15 protein-coding genes are annotated in these 14636 nt (G+C 71.1%); 7 read left to right on the top strand and 8 right to left on the bottom strand.

The annotated features are described in order from the left end of the window. Window positions 1-28 precede the first annotated feature (28 nt). The 3 genes from ACTRO_RS23530 to ACTRO_RS23520 all read right to left on the bottom strand — a co-directional run bounded on the left by ACTRO_RS23530 (window position 29) and on the right by ACTRO_RS23520 (window position 3107). Window positions 29-811 carry a 1,4-dihydroxy-6-naphtoate synthase gene (locus tag ACTRO_RS23530; RefSeq protein ID WP_051451273.1) on the bottom strand — a complete coding sequence of 261 codons (783 nt, stop codon included), beginning with the start codon at window positions 809-811 and terminating at the stop codon, window positions 29-31. Further along, on the bottom strand, window positions 805-1455 hold the full coding sequence (gene mqnB, locus ACTRO_RS23525; protein ID WP_034266380.1) for a futalosine hydrolase: 651 nt from the start codon (window positions 1453-1455) through the stop codon (window positions 805-807). The genes ACTRO_RS23530 and mqnB overlap by 7 nt, the downstream gene beginning before the upstream one ends. A gap of 77 nt (window positions 1456-1532) precedes the next feature. Then, window positions 1533-3107 (bottom strand): MFS transporter, encoded by a 1575-nt coding sequence (locus ACTRO_RS23520; protein ID WP_051451272.1) that lies wholly within the window; start codon window positions 3105-3107, stop codon window positions 1533-1535. Between the two features lie 108 nt (window positions 3108-3215). On the opposite strand from ACTRO_RS23520, the gene ACTRO_RS23515 reads away from it, so the two are divergent. Further along, window positions 3216-4052, top strand: a complete 837-nt coding sequence (locus ACTRO_RS23515; protein WP_034266377.1) for a DUF3027 domain-containing protein — start codon at window positions 3216-3218, stop codon at window positions 4050-4052. Window positions 4053-4326: 274 nt separating this feature from the next. On the opposite strand, the gene ACTRO_RS23510 is transcribed toward ACTRO_RS23515, so the two are convergent. Beyond that, a complete protein-coding gene (locus tag ACTRO_RS23510; RefSeq protein WP_051451271.1) occupies window positions 4327-4605 on the bottom strand; it encodes a DUF2530 domain-containing protein in 279 nt (92 codons plus the stop codon). A 56-nt stretch (window positions 4606-4661) separates the two neighbouring features. Here ACTRO_RS23510 and ACTRO_RS23505 point away from each other — a divergent pair, with 56 nt between their 5' ends. From ACTRO_RS23505 to thpR, 3 genes are all read left to right on the top strand, one after another. Beyond that, window positions 4662-6074: an NCS2 family permease gene (locus ACTRO_RS23505; protein ID WP_034266374.1), complete on the top strand. Its 1413-nt coding sequence runs from the start codon at window positions 4662-4664 to the stop codon at window positions 6072-6074. A 123-nt stretch (window positions 6075-6197) separates the two neighbouring features. Then, window positions 6198-7487, top strand: a complete 1290-nt coding sequence (locus ACTRO_RS23500) for an MFS transporter (RefSeq protein WP_051451270.1) — start codon at window positions 6198-6200, stop codon at window positions 7485-7487. Window positions 7488-7574: 87 nt separating this feature from the next. Continuing rightward, window positions 7575-8132, top strand: a complete 558-nt coding sequence (gene thpR / locus ACTRO_RS23495) for an RNA 2',3'-cyclic phosphodiesterase (protein ID WP_051451269.1) — start codon at window positions 7575-7577, stop codon at window positions 8130-8132. A 194-nt stretch (window positions 8133-8326) separates the two neighbouring features. Here thpR and ACTRO_RS23490 read toward each other — a convergent pair whose 3' ends face one another. After that, window positions 8327-8986: a serine hydrolase gene (locus ACTRO_RS23490; RefSeq protein WP_051451268.1), complete on the bottom strand. Its 660-nt coding sequence runs from the start codon at window positions 8984-8986 to the stop codon at window positions 8327-8329. 10 nt (window positions 8987-8996) lie between these two features. Between ACTRO_RS23490 and ACTRO_RS45955 the strand changes: the two genes are divergently transcribed. After that, window positions 8997-9413: a hypothetical protein gene (locus tag ACTRO_RS45955; protein WP_157436386.1), complete on the top strand. Its 417-nt coding sequence runs from the start codon at window positions 8997-8999 to the stop codon at window positions 9411-9413. A 105-nt stretch (window positions 9414-9518) separates the two neighbouring features. Here the strand turns inward: ACTRO_RS45955 and serC are convergent, their stop codons facing one another. Both serC and ACTRO_RS23480 read right to left on the bottom strand, forming a co-directional pair. Next, window positions 9519-10649: a phosphoserine transaminase gene (gene serC, locus ACTRO_RS23485; protein WP_034266371.1), complete on the bottom strand. Its 1131-nt coding sequence runs from the start codon at window positions 10647-10649 to the stop codon at window positions 9519-9521. Window positions 10650-10824: 175 nt separating this feature from the next. After that, window positions 10825-11928, bottom strand: a complete 1104-nt coding sequence (locus ACTRO_RS23480; protein ID WP_034266368.1) for a citrate synthase 2 — start codon at window positions 11926-11928, stop codon at window positions 10825-10827. A gap of 214 nt (window positions 11929-12142) precedes the next feature. On the opposite strand from ACTRO_RS23480, the gene pdxH reads away from it, so the two are divergent. After that, on the top strand, window positions 12143-12817 hold the full coding sequence (gene pdxH, locus ACTRO_RS23475) for a pyridoxamine 5'-phosphate oxidase (RefSeq protein ID WP_084316485.1): 675 nt from the start codon (window positions 12143-12145) through the stop codon (window positions 12815-12817). A 97-nt stretch (window positions 12818-12914) separates the two neighbouring features. Beyond that, window positions 12915-13616, top strand: a complete 702-nt coding sequence (locus ACTRO_RS23470; protein WP_034276345.1) for an iron-dependent transcriptional repressor DtxR — start codon at window positions 12915-12917, stop codon at window positions 13614-13616. 164 nt (window positions 13617-13780) lie between these two features. Here the strand turns inward: ACTRO_RS23470 and ACTRO_RS23465 are convergent, their stop codons facing one another. Next, the gene (locus ACTRO_RS23465; RefSeq protein ID WP_084316484.1) at window positions 13781-14455 is read right to left on the bottom strand and encodes a bifunctional DNA primase/polymerase; all 675 of its coding nucleotides are present in this window, start codon (window positions 14453-14455) and stop codon (window positions 13781-13783) included. Between the last annotated feature and the right edge of the window lie 181 nt (window positions 14456-14636).

The raw sequence follows: 14636 nt of genomic DNA, 5'->3' as shown, positions 1-14636 counted from the left end.
CCGCCCGTCGCTCCCGGCCCTCGAACAGCTAAACGAACAAGCGTTCGAGGGCCTTCTCGCCGTCCGGGCCGAGGTCCCGGGAGAACTCGTTGACGTAGAGCTCGATGTGGCGGCGGGCCACATCCGGATCCATCTCCTCGGCGAGGGAGAGCACGTATTCGTGCGAGTCCTGCGGGTGGGCGAAGGCGTGTTCCACGGAAGCGCGCAGCGCCGCGGTGACCCCGCCGATCACCTCGGGCCCGAGAGCCGAGCGGGCCACGATCACGCCCAACGGGATCGGCGCGCCGGTCGTCGCCTCCCACCACTCGCCCAGATCGGCGAGGCACTCGAGGCCGAACTGCTGGTAGGTGAAGCGGGCCTCGTGGATGACCAGTCCGGCGTCCACCTCGCCGTCGCGCACCGCGGGCATGATGTCGCGGAACTGCATGACCCTGATCTCAGGCTGCTCACCCCGCGCCGCAGCCCACTGCTTGAACAGCAGGAACGCGGTCGAGCGCAGGCTCGGCACGGCCACCGTCCGGCCGGCCAGGCTGCCGCCGAACCCGGGCGCGGCCAGCACCAGCGGCCCGCAGCCCCGGCCCATCGCGCCGCCGCACGGCAGCAGCTCGTAGCCGTTCGCCAGCGCCTCCGGCAGCGCGGCCGCGGAGATCTTCATCACGTCCAGGCCGCGCTCGTCGGCCAGCCAGCCGTTGGTCTGGTCGATGTCGGCGTAACTGACCGTCAGCTCCGGTGCTCCGGCGATCAGGCCGTGCGTCCACGCGTGGAAGATGAAGGTGTCGTTGGGGCAGGGAGAGTAGGCGATGGTCAGCATGCCTGGAGTCCTTCCGCGATCGGCCGGGCCGCCGCGGTGAGCGCGGCCAGCGCGGGACCGATCCGCCAGGCCTCCCGCTCCCGCCGCCCGACGAAGTTCGACACGGCTCTGATCTCGGCGAAGGGCAGGTCGAACAGCGCCGCCGCGGCGGCCACGCCGTAGCCCTCCATCGCCTCGCCGACCGCCTCCGGGTAACGCCGCGTCAGTTCCTCGGCGCGCTCGTCGGTTCCGGTGGCGCAGGTGACGGTGAGGATGGTGCCGACGACGGCCTGCACGCCCGGCAGCCGCCCGGCCTCCGCCGTGGCCGAGCCGAAGCCGAGCTCGTCCACACTCAGGAAGCCGTCCGGATGCTCCTCGTCCCGCGGGGCCCCGGCGCCGAAGTCCGCGGCCACGACCTGGCGGGCCAGCAGCAGCCCGCCCAGCTCGGCCCGGCCCCGGAAGGCGCCGGCGATGCCCGCGCTGATGACCGCGCCGTAGCCGCCGCCGTCCGTGCCCAGCGCCCGGGCCGTCGACGCGGCCGCGTGGGCCGAGCCCACCCCGCCCACGAGCACGGTGACCCCCGGCGCGTCGGCTCCGCCGGGCAGGCCCCGGCGCAACGCCTCGGCCTCGGCCTCGACCGCGGTGACGATCAGAATCCGGTTCACCCGGCCAAGTTACACCGAGCGGGTGAGCGCACTCGGCCCCGGTCCGGTCAGGCTCGGCCGGGCCCGGCGGACACGGCCTAGGACGGGGAGGAGTGCCGCTGGTCGGTCAGCGCCTTGGCGGTGATCAGCGTCACCACGCTGAGCCAGACCGCGCAGGTGCTCACCGCGAGTACCGGGTGGCTGCTCGGCATGACCAGGCCGAGGCCGGCACCGAGCACCCAGCACAGCTGCATCAGCGTCTCCGACTTGGCGAACGCGGACGTGCGCACCTGCTCGACCGTGTCGCGCTGGATCATCGCGTCCAGCGAGAGCTTGGCCAGCGACGGTGCCAGCCCGGCCAGGCCGCAGGCGAGCAGCACCATCGGCAGGTTGTAGTAGAAGGCGGTGAGCACCGTCACGATCGCGCTGACCGTGATGCAGCCGGTGACGATGCCCTCGGGCGCCCGCGCCTTGAGCCAGCCGCCGACCAGCGAGCCGAGCCCGCCGCCGACCGCGATCGCCCCCGCGACCAGGCCGATGGCGGTCAGGTTGTGCAGGCCGCCGATGGAGTTGGTGCGCAGCATGAACGCGAAGTACAAGGCCGTGAACCCGGCGTACGCGCGCAACGCGCCGGTCGCCCGCAGCGCCAGCAGCACACTCGTGCCGACCGAGCGCAGCCGCTTGTCCGGCAGCGTCTGGGCCAGGGTGTGCTCGTTCTCGTCCAGGCCGTGGTCTTCCCGGCGCAGCTGGGCGCGCATCTCGCCCTCGTCCGAGTCCACGTGCTTGGGCAGACGCAGGGCCAGCCAGGTGCCTGCGAAGAAGACCAGAGCCGCGAGCAGCAGCGGCAGGGCGTGGCCCAGCTTGCCCAGGCCGTAGCCGATGGGCGTGGCCACCAGGGTCGCGAACAGCGTGAACAAGTTGATTCGGGAGTTGGCCCGAACCAGTGACGTGCCCGGCGGCAGCACCCGCGGGATGACCGCCGAGCGGCTCACCCCGTAGGCGCGCGAGGCGGCCAGGCAGCCGAAGGCCGCCGGGTAGACGGCCAGGCTGCCGCCGGCGATCGTCTTCGCCAGCACCAGCGCGAGCAGCGCCCGGATCAGCGCGGTCAGCGCCATGGCGAAGCGGCGTCCGCCGCGCAGCCGGTCCAGCACCGGGCCGATCACCGGCGCGAGGAGCACGAACGGCACCATCGTGACCAGCAGGTACAGCGCCACCTTCGGGCGGGCTTCGTTCGGCTGCAGGCTGAAGAAGAGCGAGGTGGCCAGGGCCACGGTGACCAGCAGGTCGCCGGTGGCTACCACCGCGTTGAGCTCGATGACGTGGGCCAGGCCGGACTGGCCCGCCCCTTCCGCCTGGGTGATCCGCTGGATCCGGCTGTAGACCGCGTCCGCGGCGTCCATCGCCTCGTCCGCCCCGTGTTTGACCTTGTTGCCGGTCTGCCGCACCCAGGCCGCGTTGCGGCCGTCGCGTCCGTCGCGGCCGCCCTTGCCGCCGTCGCCGTGCACGCTCATGGTCGCGACCGCCGGATCCGCCGGGCCCCCGGGCGGCGCCGCGCCGGGGCCGACCACGTCGGTGGCGTGCAGGTCAGCGGGCGAACCGAGCGCCGTCTCCTGAAGCGGCGGCATCCCCGCCGCTCCGCGCAGCTGCTCGGAAGCGTTGTCCCGACCACCCATGCCTTCGATCTCCCCCTCAGGTTCGTCGCGTCAAGTGTGTACCCCGCGGACGTCCCTTGTCACGGACGCCTGACGCTGGCGGCCCGCGGAACGACTACCATCTGGAGCGTGACCACCGCGACGCCCGCCAAGCCCCGAACCAGCCGTACCCCCGTCCTGGACTCCGCTTGCGCCGAAGCCGTTGAGCTCGCGCTGGCCGCCGCCGAAGACGTGGCCGGCATCGGCAACGTGGGCGCGCACCTCGGCATCCAGTCCGACGGCGAACGGGTGGCCACCCACTACTTCGAGGCCAGGGAGCGCGGCTACGTCGGCTGGCGCTGGGCGGTCACGGTCACCCGGGCCTCGCGCTCGAAGCTGGTGACCGTCGACGAGACGGTGTTGGTACCCGGTGACGGCGCGATCATGCCGCCGCAGTGGCTGCCGTGGAGCGAGCGGCTGCAGCCGGGTGACATCGGTGTGGGCGACCTGCTGCCCACCGCCCCCGACGACGTGCGGCTCGAGCCCGGCTACACCGGCGCGGACGAGCCGGAGATCGCCACCGGCAAGGCCGCGGAGGAAGAGAAGTGGGAGCGGCGCGACTCGCTGCCGCTGATCGCCTTCGAGATCGGCGCCGGCCGTCACCGGGTGCTCTCCCGCGAGGGCCGCGAGGCCGCGGCCGAGCGCTGGCTGCAGGGCCGCGGACCGGAGTCCGACATGGCCCAGGCCGCCCCGGGCACCTGTTCCACCTGCGGCTTCCTGGCCCTGATGGCGGGCTCGCTGCGCCAGGCCTTCGGCGTGTGCGCCAACGAGTACTCCCCGGCCGACGGCCAGGTCGTCTCGCTCAACTTCGGCTGCGGCGGGCACTCCGAGGCGGTCGCCTCGCCCGAGCCGCGCGAAGCGCCCGGGCCGGTGCTCGACGAGTTCGCGATGGACTCGGTCGACTCCGCCGAGCTGGGCCACTCTTAGCGCTTTTCCTTCGGCCCGGCCCTACGCTTCGCTACGGGTCGGGCCTGCGTCGAGCGCACGTGTCCCCTGTGTCTTGTGGGGCACGGCCCCACGCCCCACGCCGGGGACACCCCGGACCCCGCGCGCGGGTTCCGGATGAGGAGAGTGGCGGCGGCGGAGGTCAGTAAGGCCAGGGGCGGGAAGAGCTCTCACATGTGCGCGCGGGGCGGCTTTAAGGTTTTCCTTCGGCCCTGCCCGGCCCTACGTCCCGCTATCAGCCGGGCGGGAAGAGGTTTCACGCCTTTGCGCGGGCGTTCGCGCGGTCGCGGCGCTTGAGATAGTAGAGGCCGAGCAGGCCGAGGGCCGTCCCGCTCACCGCCACCCAGGGCCAGCGACCGTGGCCGTGGTGGGTCAGCGTGGTGTTCATCGCGAGCAGGACGACGGCGGCGATGGCGTAGAGCACGGTGCCGATCAGGACGATCCGGGTGATGTCCACCTCCATCGGCTTGAGGTCGCGCAACCCCCCGTTCGGCGGCTGCTCGGTCGTGTTCTCGGAATCCGCGGGAATGGCCACGGGGGCAAGCGTAGACAACACGCCCGCTCACCCGCACCACCGCCTCCGGAGCAGCCATGGCCGCCGATCCCGTCTCCCTCGCGTTCAAGCTGCCCGAGCGCAAGAGCACCGTGCTGCGGGAGCTGCGCGGGGGGTTCGCGACCTTCTTCGCCATGGCCTACATCGTGGTGCTCAACCCGCTGATCCTGGGCGGCGGCAAGGACCTCTACGGGCACACGCTGAACCCGGCGCAGCTGACGGTGGCCACGGCGGTGGTGGCCGGGGCGATGACCATCATCATGGGCGTGGGCGGGAACCTGCCGCTCGCCATCGCCGCGGGCCTGGGCCTGAACGGCGTGGTGGCCTTCACGATCGCGCCGACCATGTCCTGGCAGGACGCCATGGGCCTGGTGGTGCTCGAGGGCATCGGCATCTGCGTGCTGGTGGTCACCGGGCTGCGGCGGATGATCATGGACGCCATCCCGATGCCGCTCAAGCGGGCCATCGGCGTCGGCATCGGCCTGTTCGTCGCGCTGATCGGCCTGGTCGACGCGGGCTTCGTCACCCGGGTCCCGGACGCCGCGCAGACCACCGTGCCGGTGCAGCTCGGCTCCGACGGCCAGCTCAACGGCTGGCCGGTGCTCATCTTCTGCCTCGGCGTACTGGCCACCTTCCTGATGCTCGTGCGCCGGGTGCCGGGGGCGATCCTGATCTCCATCATCGTCTGCACCGTGGTCGCGGTCATCGTCAACCACGTCGCGCACCTGACCGTGACGGACTGGGGGCTGATCCAGCCGAAGCTGCCCAGCCACCCGTTCGCCAGCCCGGACTTCAGCCTGCTCGGCAGGTTCTCGCTGTTCGGCGGCTTCGTCCACGCCGGCGTCGTGACCTGCATCGTGTTCATCTTCACGCTGATCCTGTCCGACTTCTTCGACGCCATGGGCACGATCGTGGGCGTGACCGCCGAGGCGGGGCTGCTGACCGAGCGGGGCGAGGTGCCGGGGATCAACCGGGTGCTGTTCATCGACGGGCTGGCCGCGGCGGCCGGCGGCGCGGGCTCGTGCTCCTCGAACACGACCTTCGTCGAGTCCGCGGCGGGCGTCGGGGAGGGCGCGCGCAGCGGACTGGCCAGCGTCGTCACCGGCGTGCTGCTGCTGCTGACCACGTTCGCGACGCCGCTGACCGGGATCGTGCCGCAGCAGGCGGCGGCGCCGGCGCTGGTCGTGGTGGGCTTTCTGATGATGACCCAGATCAAGGACATCCCCTGGACCGAATGGGACATCGCGATCCCGGCGTACCTGGCGATCGCGCTGATGCCCTTCACCTACTCGATCACCAACGGTATCGGCGCCTCGGTGATCGCGTTCGTGGCGATCCGGCTGGTGCTCGGCCGGGCGCGCGAGGTGCACCCGTTGATGGCCGTGATCTCGCTGCTCTTCGTCGCCTACTTCGCGATCAGCCCGATCGAGCACTGGCTGAACGTGAAGTAACCCCGCCCCACCTGGCCTGTAAGTGGCTGAGTGGGGAATAGACGGTTTCCACTTAGCGCTGCTAATGATGTAAGCTTCTCAGTGTGATTTAAGCCATAGCAGTACCGCCGGAGGGGGCCGCCCGTGAGCGAGACCGACTCGATACGCAGCACATTCCGATCCCTGCGCAACCGCAACTACCGCCTGTTCGCGGCCGGGCAGGTCGTCTCCAACACCGGCACCTGGATGCAGCGCATCGCCCAGGACTGGCTGGTGCTCACCCTCACCCACAGCGGCACCGCCCTCGGCGTGGTCACGGCGCTGCAGTTCCTCCCGATCCTGCTCTTCTCGGTCTGGGGCGGCGTGCTCGCCGACCGGTTCCCGAAGCGCACCATGCTGATGATCACGCAGAGCGGCATGGGCGTGCTCGCCGGCATCCTCGGCCTGCTCACCGTCACCGGAAGCATCACCGCCTGGCAGATCTACGTCTTCGCCCTGCTCCTGGGCACCGTCACGGCCGCCGACACCCCGGCCCGGCAGTCCTTCGTGGTCGAGATGGTCGGCCCGGAGGACCTGCAGAACGCGGTCTCGCTCAACTCCGCCAACTTCAACCTCGGCCGCGTCCTCGGCCCCGCCGTGGCCGGCCTGCTGATCGGCCTGTTCACCTCGCAGATGACCGGCTCCGGCTGGGTCTTCCTGATCAACGCGGCCTCCTATGCGGCCGTGGTCACCGGACTGGCCCTGATCCGCAAGCGCGAACTGCACGCGGACACCCGGGCCAAGCGCGGACGAGGCGGCCAGCTCGAGGCCTTCCGCTACGTGCGCACTCGGCCCGACCTGCTCGCCGTGCTGGTCACGGTGGCCGTGTTCGGCAGCTTCGGCCTCAACTTCCCGGTGCTGCTGCCGCTCTACACCACCCAGGTCTTCCACTCCGGCGCCTCCACCTACGGCGTGATCTCCGCGATCATGGCGGTCGGCTCCCTGCTCGGCGCGCTGCTCGCGGCCCGGCGGCGGGTGGCCCGGATCCGGCTGGTGCTCGGCGGGGCCATGCTCTTCGGCCTGTTCGAACTGGCCGCCGCGGTGATGCCGGACCTCGGCTCGTACGCCGCGATGCTCGCGCTTACCGGCATGTGCGGCCTGACCACGGCCACCACCGCCAACGCGGTCATGCAGACCTCGGTGACGCCGGAGCTGCGCGGCCGGGTCACCGGCGTGTACGTGCTGGTCTTCATGGGCGGCACCCCGGTCGGCTCGCCGATCGTGGGCTGGCTGGCCGGAGCGATCGGCGTGCGCTGGACCCAGAGCCTGTGCGGGCTGCTGACCGTCGCGGCCGGTCTGGGCGCCGCGTACTGGCTGGCCCGGCGGACGGACCGGCAGATACAGACGAGGCTCTTGGCCCGTCCGCACATCGCAGTGGTGGCGCGCCCTGCATGATGATGAGCTGACACTCATCGCCGTGTGCCCGTGCCTCCCGGTACGGGGGAGGCCGGCGACGCCGGACCCCTCATCCGGAGGTGCGCGATGCGCTTGTTCGTGGCCGTGGTACCCCCTCGACCGGTGCTGCTCGAGCTGCGCGCTGCACTCTCCACGCTCCCGCACGGGGACGCCCACGTGCGCTGGACCCATCCGGAGAGCTGGCACATCACCCTCGCCTTCCTCGGCGAGGTGCCCGAGCCGACCTTGCCCGACCTGACCGAGCGCCTCGCCCGCGCGGCCGGGCGGGCCACCCCGATGGAGCTCGCGGTGGCCGGTGGCGGCCAGTTCGACTCGCACGTGCTGTGGGCCGGCATCCAGGGCGACCGGGACCGGCTCGGGCGGCTGTCCGAGTCCGTGGCCGCCGCGGCCCGCCGCTGCCGGGTGAAGGTGGACGAGCGCCCGTTCCGGCCGCACGTGACCCTCGCCCGGGTGCGCGGCGAGGGGTCGACCGACCTCAAGCCCTACGTCGAGCGGATGCAGGCCTTCCGCACGCCGCGCTGGCTGGTCAAGGAGATCACCCTGTTCGAGTCGCTGACGCCGGTCGGGGCCGGACGTCCCCCGATCTATGTGCCCCGCGGGCGCTGGGCGCTGACCGGGCGCTGAGCCGGCCTCCGCCGGCCGTCGGCCGGGCCCGGCGCGGAGCCGCCCGGACGGCCCGCCTAGACTGCTGAGGTGGATCCCCGCATTCGTACCCGCATCGTCACCGCGACGCTCCTGGGCCTGTTCGCCCTGGTGCTGGTCGGGACGCTGGTCAAGCACATGCACTGAGCGCCGGACAGCGCGCCGCGCCGAACGCCTCAGCCGAGCGCGTCGACCGCCTCCTTGGCGACCTTCTCGATCACGCTGATCCCCGAGTCCATCGACGTGTTCTCCGCCGAGAGCACGGCCACCAGGTACTCGTGGCCGTTGTGCTCGACTTCGCCGATGCTGTTGACCTCCCAAAGGTTCGTGGCGCTGCGCGGCAGCCAGCCGTTCTTGAGCAGGTAGTCGCTCGCGCCCTCGCCCGGGTCGTCGGCGCCCGCGCTCACGCCCCAGCGCTGGTCCGTCTCCACGTGCGCCATCAGACCCTGGATGTAGCTGCGGTCGGCCGAGGTCAGCTTCGAGTCCGAGGTGAAGACCTGGCGCAGCAGGAGTATCTGGTCACTGGTCGTGGTGGTGGTGTCGCCGAAAGCTGAATTGTCGATGTCGGTGTCGGTCAGGCCGAACGCCTTGTTGGCGGCCGTGATGCCGGCCGAGCCGCCCGCGTCGTCGTAGAGCGCCGAGGCCGCGTCGTTGTCGCTGTTCTCGATCATCGCAGTGGCCAGCGAGCGCTGCGAGGAGCTCATCGAGGTGCCCTCGCGCTGGTCGTTGTAGAGCACCGTCGAGAGTATGTCGACCTTGATTATGGAGGCCGTGACGTAGTCGTCGCTGACGTTGTAGCTCGCGGTGGTGCCGGTGGAGAGGTCCTCCACGGCCACGCTGACGTGCTTGCCGTCGGCCGAGACGGTGCTCGCGACCGCTTCGGCCAGGGCTGTGGCCGGGTCTTCGACCGGCGAGGCGGACGCGGAGGGCGAGGAGCTCGCGCTGGCCGAGGCGGAAGGCGACGGCGATGCGGACGCCGATGCCGATGCGGACGCCGATGCCGATGCCGATGCTGATGCGGAGGCCGATGCTGAAGCAGAACTCGAATCCGCCCCCGAGGACGAAGCGGCCGCGGCGGGTGCCGCGGCCGCTGAGCCGTCAGGTCCCACGATGGCCAGCGCTATCGCCACCGTGACGAGCACCGTGGCGCCGGCCGTCAGGATCGTGCCGGTGCGCACCGGTACGCCGCCGTTGACCCGGGGGCGCTTGAACTTCAGCTTGGCCTTACGCATGATGCGAGGTTATGCGCCGGGCCGCAAATAAAGCTGCGCTCAAGGTGAAGCGGAGCTAAGAGTTCGTCCGGACCCGTCGCGATCCGGACCGTCGCGCTCCGTCGTTCCGCCCCACCGGCAAGCGGATCGGTGACACTCAGCCGCGAAGCTGCTCCACCACGTAGTCGACGCAGTTGGTCAGCGCCTCCACGTCGGCCGGCTCGATCGCCGGGAACATGGCGATGCGCAGCTGGTTGCGCCCGAGCTTGCGGTACGAGTCGGTGTCCACGATGCCGTTGGCCCGCAGCACTTTCGAGACCTGCACCGCGTCGAGGTCGTCGGCCAGGTCGACGGTGCCCACGACCTGCGAGCGCTGCTGCGGGTCGGGCACGTACGGGGTCGTGTACTCGCTCTTCTCGGCCCAGGCGTAGAGCCGGCCGGCCGAGTCGGCGGTGCGGGCGGTGGCCCAGTCCAGGCCGCCGTTGCCGTTGAGCCAGTCCAGCTGATCGGCCATCAGGAACAGCGTCGCCACCGACGGGGTGTTGTACGTCTGGTCCTTGGTGGAGTTGTCGATCGCGGTCGGCAGGTCGAAGAAGGTCGGGATGTACCGGTCGGAGGCGGCGATCTCGGCCGCCCGGGCGAGCGCGGCCGGGGAGAACACGCCGATCCACAGGCCGCCGTCGGAGGCGAAGCACTTCTGCGGGGCGAAGTAGTAGACGTCGGTCTCGCGCACGTCCACCGGCAGGCCGCCGGCCCCGGAGGTGGCGTCCACCAGCACCAGCGCGTCCTCGTTCGCCCCTGCCGGGCGGCGGATCGGCATCGCCACGCCGGTGGAGGTCTCGTTGTGGGTGAGCGCGTAGACGTCCACGTCGGCGGCGGCCTCGGGCAGCGGGTGGGTGCCCGGCTCGGACTTGATCACCTGCGGGTCGGCCAGCCAGGGGGCGGCCTTGGCCGAGGCGGCGAACTTGCCGGAGAACTCGCCGAACTGCAGGTGCTGGGACTTGTTCCGGATCAGCCCGAACGCGGCGATGTCCCAGAACGCGGTGGAGCCGCCGTTGCCCAGGACCACTTCATAGCCCTCGGGCAGCGAGAAGAGCTCGGCTACGCCCTCGCGCACCCGCTTGACCAGGTTCTTCACCGGGGCCTGGCGGTGCGAGGTGCCGAGCAGCAGGGACGTGGCCGCGAGCGCCTCCACGGCCTCGGGTCGGATCTTCGACGGACCGCAGCCGAAGCGGCCGTCCGAGGGCAGGAGCTCGGTGGGGATCTTGATCTGGTTGGGGTCAGACACGGTGCGTGCCTCCGGCGTTCGAGAGGGAACCGCCGACACGGCCGCGCCGACGGGAATGACCCGGTCCGGGCGTCGTCGTCCGAGAACGTGAAGCAGAGGTTACCGGAAAGGCACAACGCCCCACAGCCCCCCTGAAGAGGGATTGTGGGGCGTTGTGCGCAGCCGCGGGTGCGGCTTAGTGCACGATCATGGTGTCGAAGCCGTCGACGTCCTGCAGCTTGCGGGTGCCCGGGCCGATGTAGCGGGCCGAGGGGCGCACCAGCCGGCCGGTGCGCTTCTGCTCCAGGATGTGCGCGGACCAGCCCGCGGTGCGGGCGCAGGTGAACATCGAGGTGAACATGTGCGAGGGCACCTCGGCGAAGTCGAGCACGATGGCCGCCCAGAACTCCACGTTCGTCTCGAGCACGCGGTCGGGGCGGCGGGCGCGCAGCTCGGCGAGCGCGGCGTCCTCGAGCGCCTTGGCGACCTCGTAGCGCGGAGCGTTGAGCTCCTTGGCGGTGCGGCGCAGCACGCGGGCACGCGGGTCCTCGGCGCGGTAGACGCGGTGGCCGAAGCCCATCAGCCGCTCGCCGCGGTCCAGGATGCCGGTGACGTACTTCTTCGCGTCCCCGGTGCGCTCGATCTCCTCGATCATGTGCAGCACGCGCGAGGGCGCGCCGCCGTGCAGCGGGCCGGACATGGCGCCGACCGCGCCGGACAGGGCCGCGGCCACGTCCGCGCCGGTGGAGGCGATGACCCGGCCGGTGAAGGTCGAGGCGTTCATGCCGTGCTCGGCGGCGCTGGTCCAGTAGGCGTCCACGGCCTTGATGTGGCGCGGGTCGGGCTCGCCGCGCCAGCGGATCATGAAGCGCTCGACGATGGTCTCGGCCTTGTCGATCTCGCGCTGCGGGACCATCGGGCGGTCTATACCGCGGGCCGACTGGGCCACGAAGCTCAGCGCCATCACGGCGGCGCGGGCGAGGTCGTCGCGCGCCTGCGCGTCGCTGATGTCGAGCAGCGGCTTGAGGCCCCAGATCGGGGAGAGCGTGGCGAGCGCCGCCTGCACGTCCACCCGGACGTCGCCGGAGTGGATGGCGAGCGGGAAGGGCTCGGCCGGGGGCAGGCCCGGGTTGAACTTTCCGTCGACGAGCAGGCCCCACACGTTGCCGTAGGTGACGTGCCCGACCAGGTCTTCGATGTCGACGCCGCGGTATCGGAGCGAGCCGCCATCCTTGTCGGGTTCGGCGATCTCCGTCTCGAAGGCGACGACGCCTTCGAGTCCGGGTACGAAGTCGGGCATCCTACGGCTCCCTTGCTGTGGCAAATGTCCTTCGTGAGGTTCTCCGGCGCCGCTCCGCCCCCAGCCCGTGCGGGGCGCGCGGGTGACGGTCGGCGCTGTGGAAACGTCGCGGGCCGCTTGGAGGTTCCCGCCAAGTGCGACCGGCTACCTATATTGGACCGCTACAACGGCCGGAAGGAAATCCGGGGCCGCGAACGGACGTGGAGGCGACCGTATGAGCGCTGAGCAGCCAGATCTCGCCGCCTTGCGGCGAGATTACTCCGAACGGGCCATTGAGGTGACCGAGCTCACAAGCGACCCGAGCGCGCAGTTCGGGCGTTGGTTCGCGGAAACCGACGCGGTTGCACGAAAATCGGACGCCTCCTGGTTCGAACCGAACGCCATGGTCTTGACCACCTGCGATCCGGCGGCTGGGCCGTCCAGTCGAACCGTCCTGCTCAAAGGGTACGGACCGGAAGGATTCACCTTCTACACCAACCTCCGTTCGCGCAAGGGGCGGCAGCTCGCGGCCGACCCGAGGGTGAGCCTGCTCTTCCCGTGGTACGTGCTCGAGCGCCAGGTGATCGTGCAGGGCACGGCCGAACGGGTGCCGGACTGGGAGTCCGATGCCTATTTCGCCAGCCGGCCGCGCGGCGCGCAACTCGGCGCCTGGGCCAGTCCGCAGTCCGAGCCGATCCCGGATCGGGCCTGGCTGGAGCAGGAGTTGGCGCAGTACGCGCAGCGTTACCCCGATCGGGTGCCTCGCCCGCCGCACTGGGGCGGGCTGCGGGTGCGGCCGGAGACGGTGGAGTTCTGGCAGGGCCGGCCGAACCGGCTGCACGACCGCGCGCTCTACCGGCGCGACGCGTCCGCGCCCGGGGGCTGGCGGATCGAGCGACTCAGCCCGTGAGCAAGCATTTCCGCTGTCGGCACGGTGCGTCACAATGGTCGGTGACCGTATCCTCCCGGCGTTGCCGGGCTTGCCGACACCCGTGGGAGCCGTGCCGATGAGCGACCTGATCGATACCACGGAGATGTATTTGCGTACGATCTTCGAACTGGAAGAAGAGGGCATCGTCCCGCTGCGCGCGCGCATCGCCGAGCGGCTCGGTCAGAGCGGTCCGACGGTCAGCCAGACGGTGGCCCGGATGTCCAGGGACGGCCTGCTGACGGTCGAGGGCGACCGGCACCTGCAGCTGTCCGACAAGGGCCGCGCGCTGGCCACCCGGGTGATGCGCAAGCACCGGCTGGCCGAGCGGCTGCTGGTGGACGTGATCGGGCTCGAGTGGGACGAGGTGCACGAAGAGGCCTGCCGCTGGGAGCACGTGATCAGCGAGCGGGTCGAGCGGCGGCTGCTGGAGCTGCTCGGCAGCCCCACGCACTCGCCCTACGGCAATCCGATCCCCGGGCTCGAGGAGCTCGACTCGGAGCTGCACTCGACCGCGTTCCGCGAGGAGGGCCTGATCTCGCTGCGCGAAGTGGCGCACGCCCTGCCCGAGGGCGAGCACGCGGTGGCGGTGATCCGGCGCATCGGCGAGCCGGTGCAGTCGGATCTCGACGTGATGCACCGGCTGCGCCGGGCCGGCGTGCGTCCCGGCAACGCGGTGCAGGTGAGCCTGACCGAGGGCGGCGTGCTCATCGGCGCGGCCCGCGAGGCCACCGAGCTCGACCTGGAGCTGGCCGCGCACGTGTTCGCGGACGAGGACTGAGCACGCGGAGGGCCGGCAACACAGAGGCCTGAAGGAGACCGGCGGGCGCTGCGGCAGGGTTCTGATCCCTGCGGCGGCGCCCGCCGGCGTTGGAGCGGCTCGGGGCCGCTCAGTCGTTCATCAGTTCTGACATCAGTGTCTCAGTGCTTGAAGTCCGGCACGGCTCAGCGGATCCGGTGCAGTCCACAGGCGTAGGCCAGCGGCGCCAGCACCTCCTCCGGATCCGGCAGCCAGCGCGCCGAGTCGGCGGGGGCGCGCACCCACTGCACCTGTCCGCGCGTGCCCATCCGCGACGGCGGCGCCACGATGTAGTCGCCGGTGCTGCGGCAGACCAGATCCAGCGTCGTGCGGCCCCAGCCGAGGCCGGTGAGCGTCCTGGCCACCTTCGTCCTCGCGTTCGGCAGTACGAAGAAGTACAGCCGTCGCGACGGCGTGGCCGCCACCGGCCCCGGGTGCGCCCCGGAGCGCTCGAGCCGGGCCAGCGCCAACAGCCCGGCCTGCTCCGAACATTCGAGCACGTCGAAGGTGCGCCCGGTGGGCAGGATGATCGAGCCCTGAGGCTGCTCGGTCCACCACTCGTACGCCCGGCTCGGCTGCCCGCTGATCTTCTTCTGCCAGTCCCGCATGGCCGGATGCGCCCCGATCGAGACGCACCGCCGGTCCCCGCAGGAACAGGACCACATCCCGTCCGCCCGCTGCACACTGGTCCCGAGCACCACATCCCAGTGCCGGTCTTCGATATAGCCGAGTGCGGCCTCGAGCAATCCGAGACCGTCCGTACTCTGCGTGCGGTCGGGTCGGGTGAGCGGGCGGGGCAGTTCGGCGATAGTTCTCTCCACGGCCCTAGAACCCCTTCGCGGCGTGCCGGGTTACGGCCGGGACCGGCTGTTTCGGGAATATTCCGGGCTCGTCCGGGCACGACGAATTCCTACCATCCGATTACGCTGGGCTACCGCTCGGAGCGATTCGCCGCTACTCTTCGCGACATATGCGCATGCAGTACTCACCGACGCACGGCGA

It is taken from the genome of Actinospica robiniae DSM 44927 (assembly GCF_000504285.1).
Lineage (GTDB): Bacteria > Actinomycetota > Actinomycetes > Streptomycetales > Catenulisporaceae > Actinospica > Actinospica robiniae.
The sequence above is the reverse complement of the archived record's forward strand: the minus strand, read 5'-3'. Positions and strand labels throughout refer to the sequence as shown.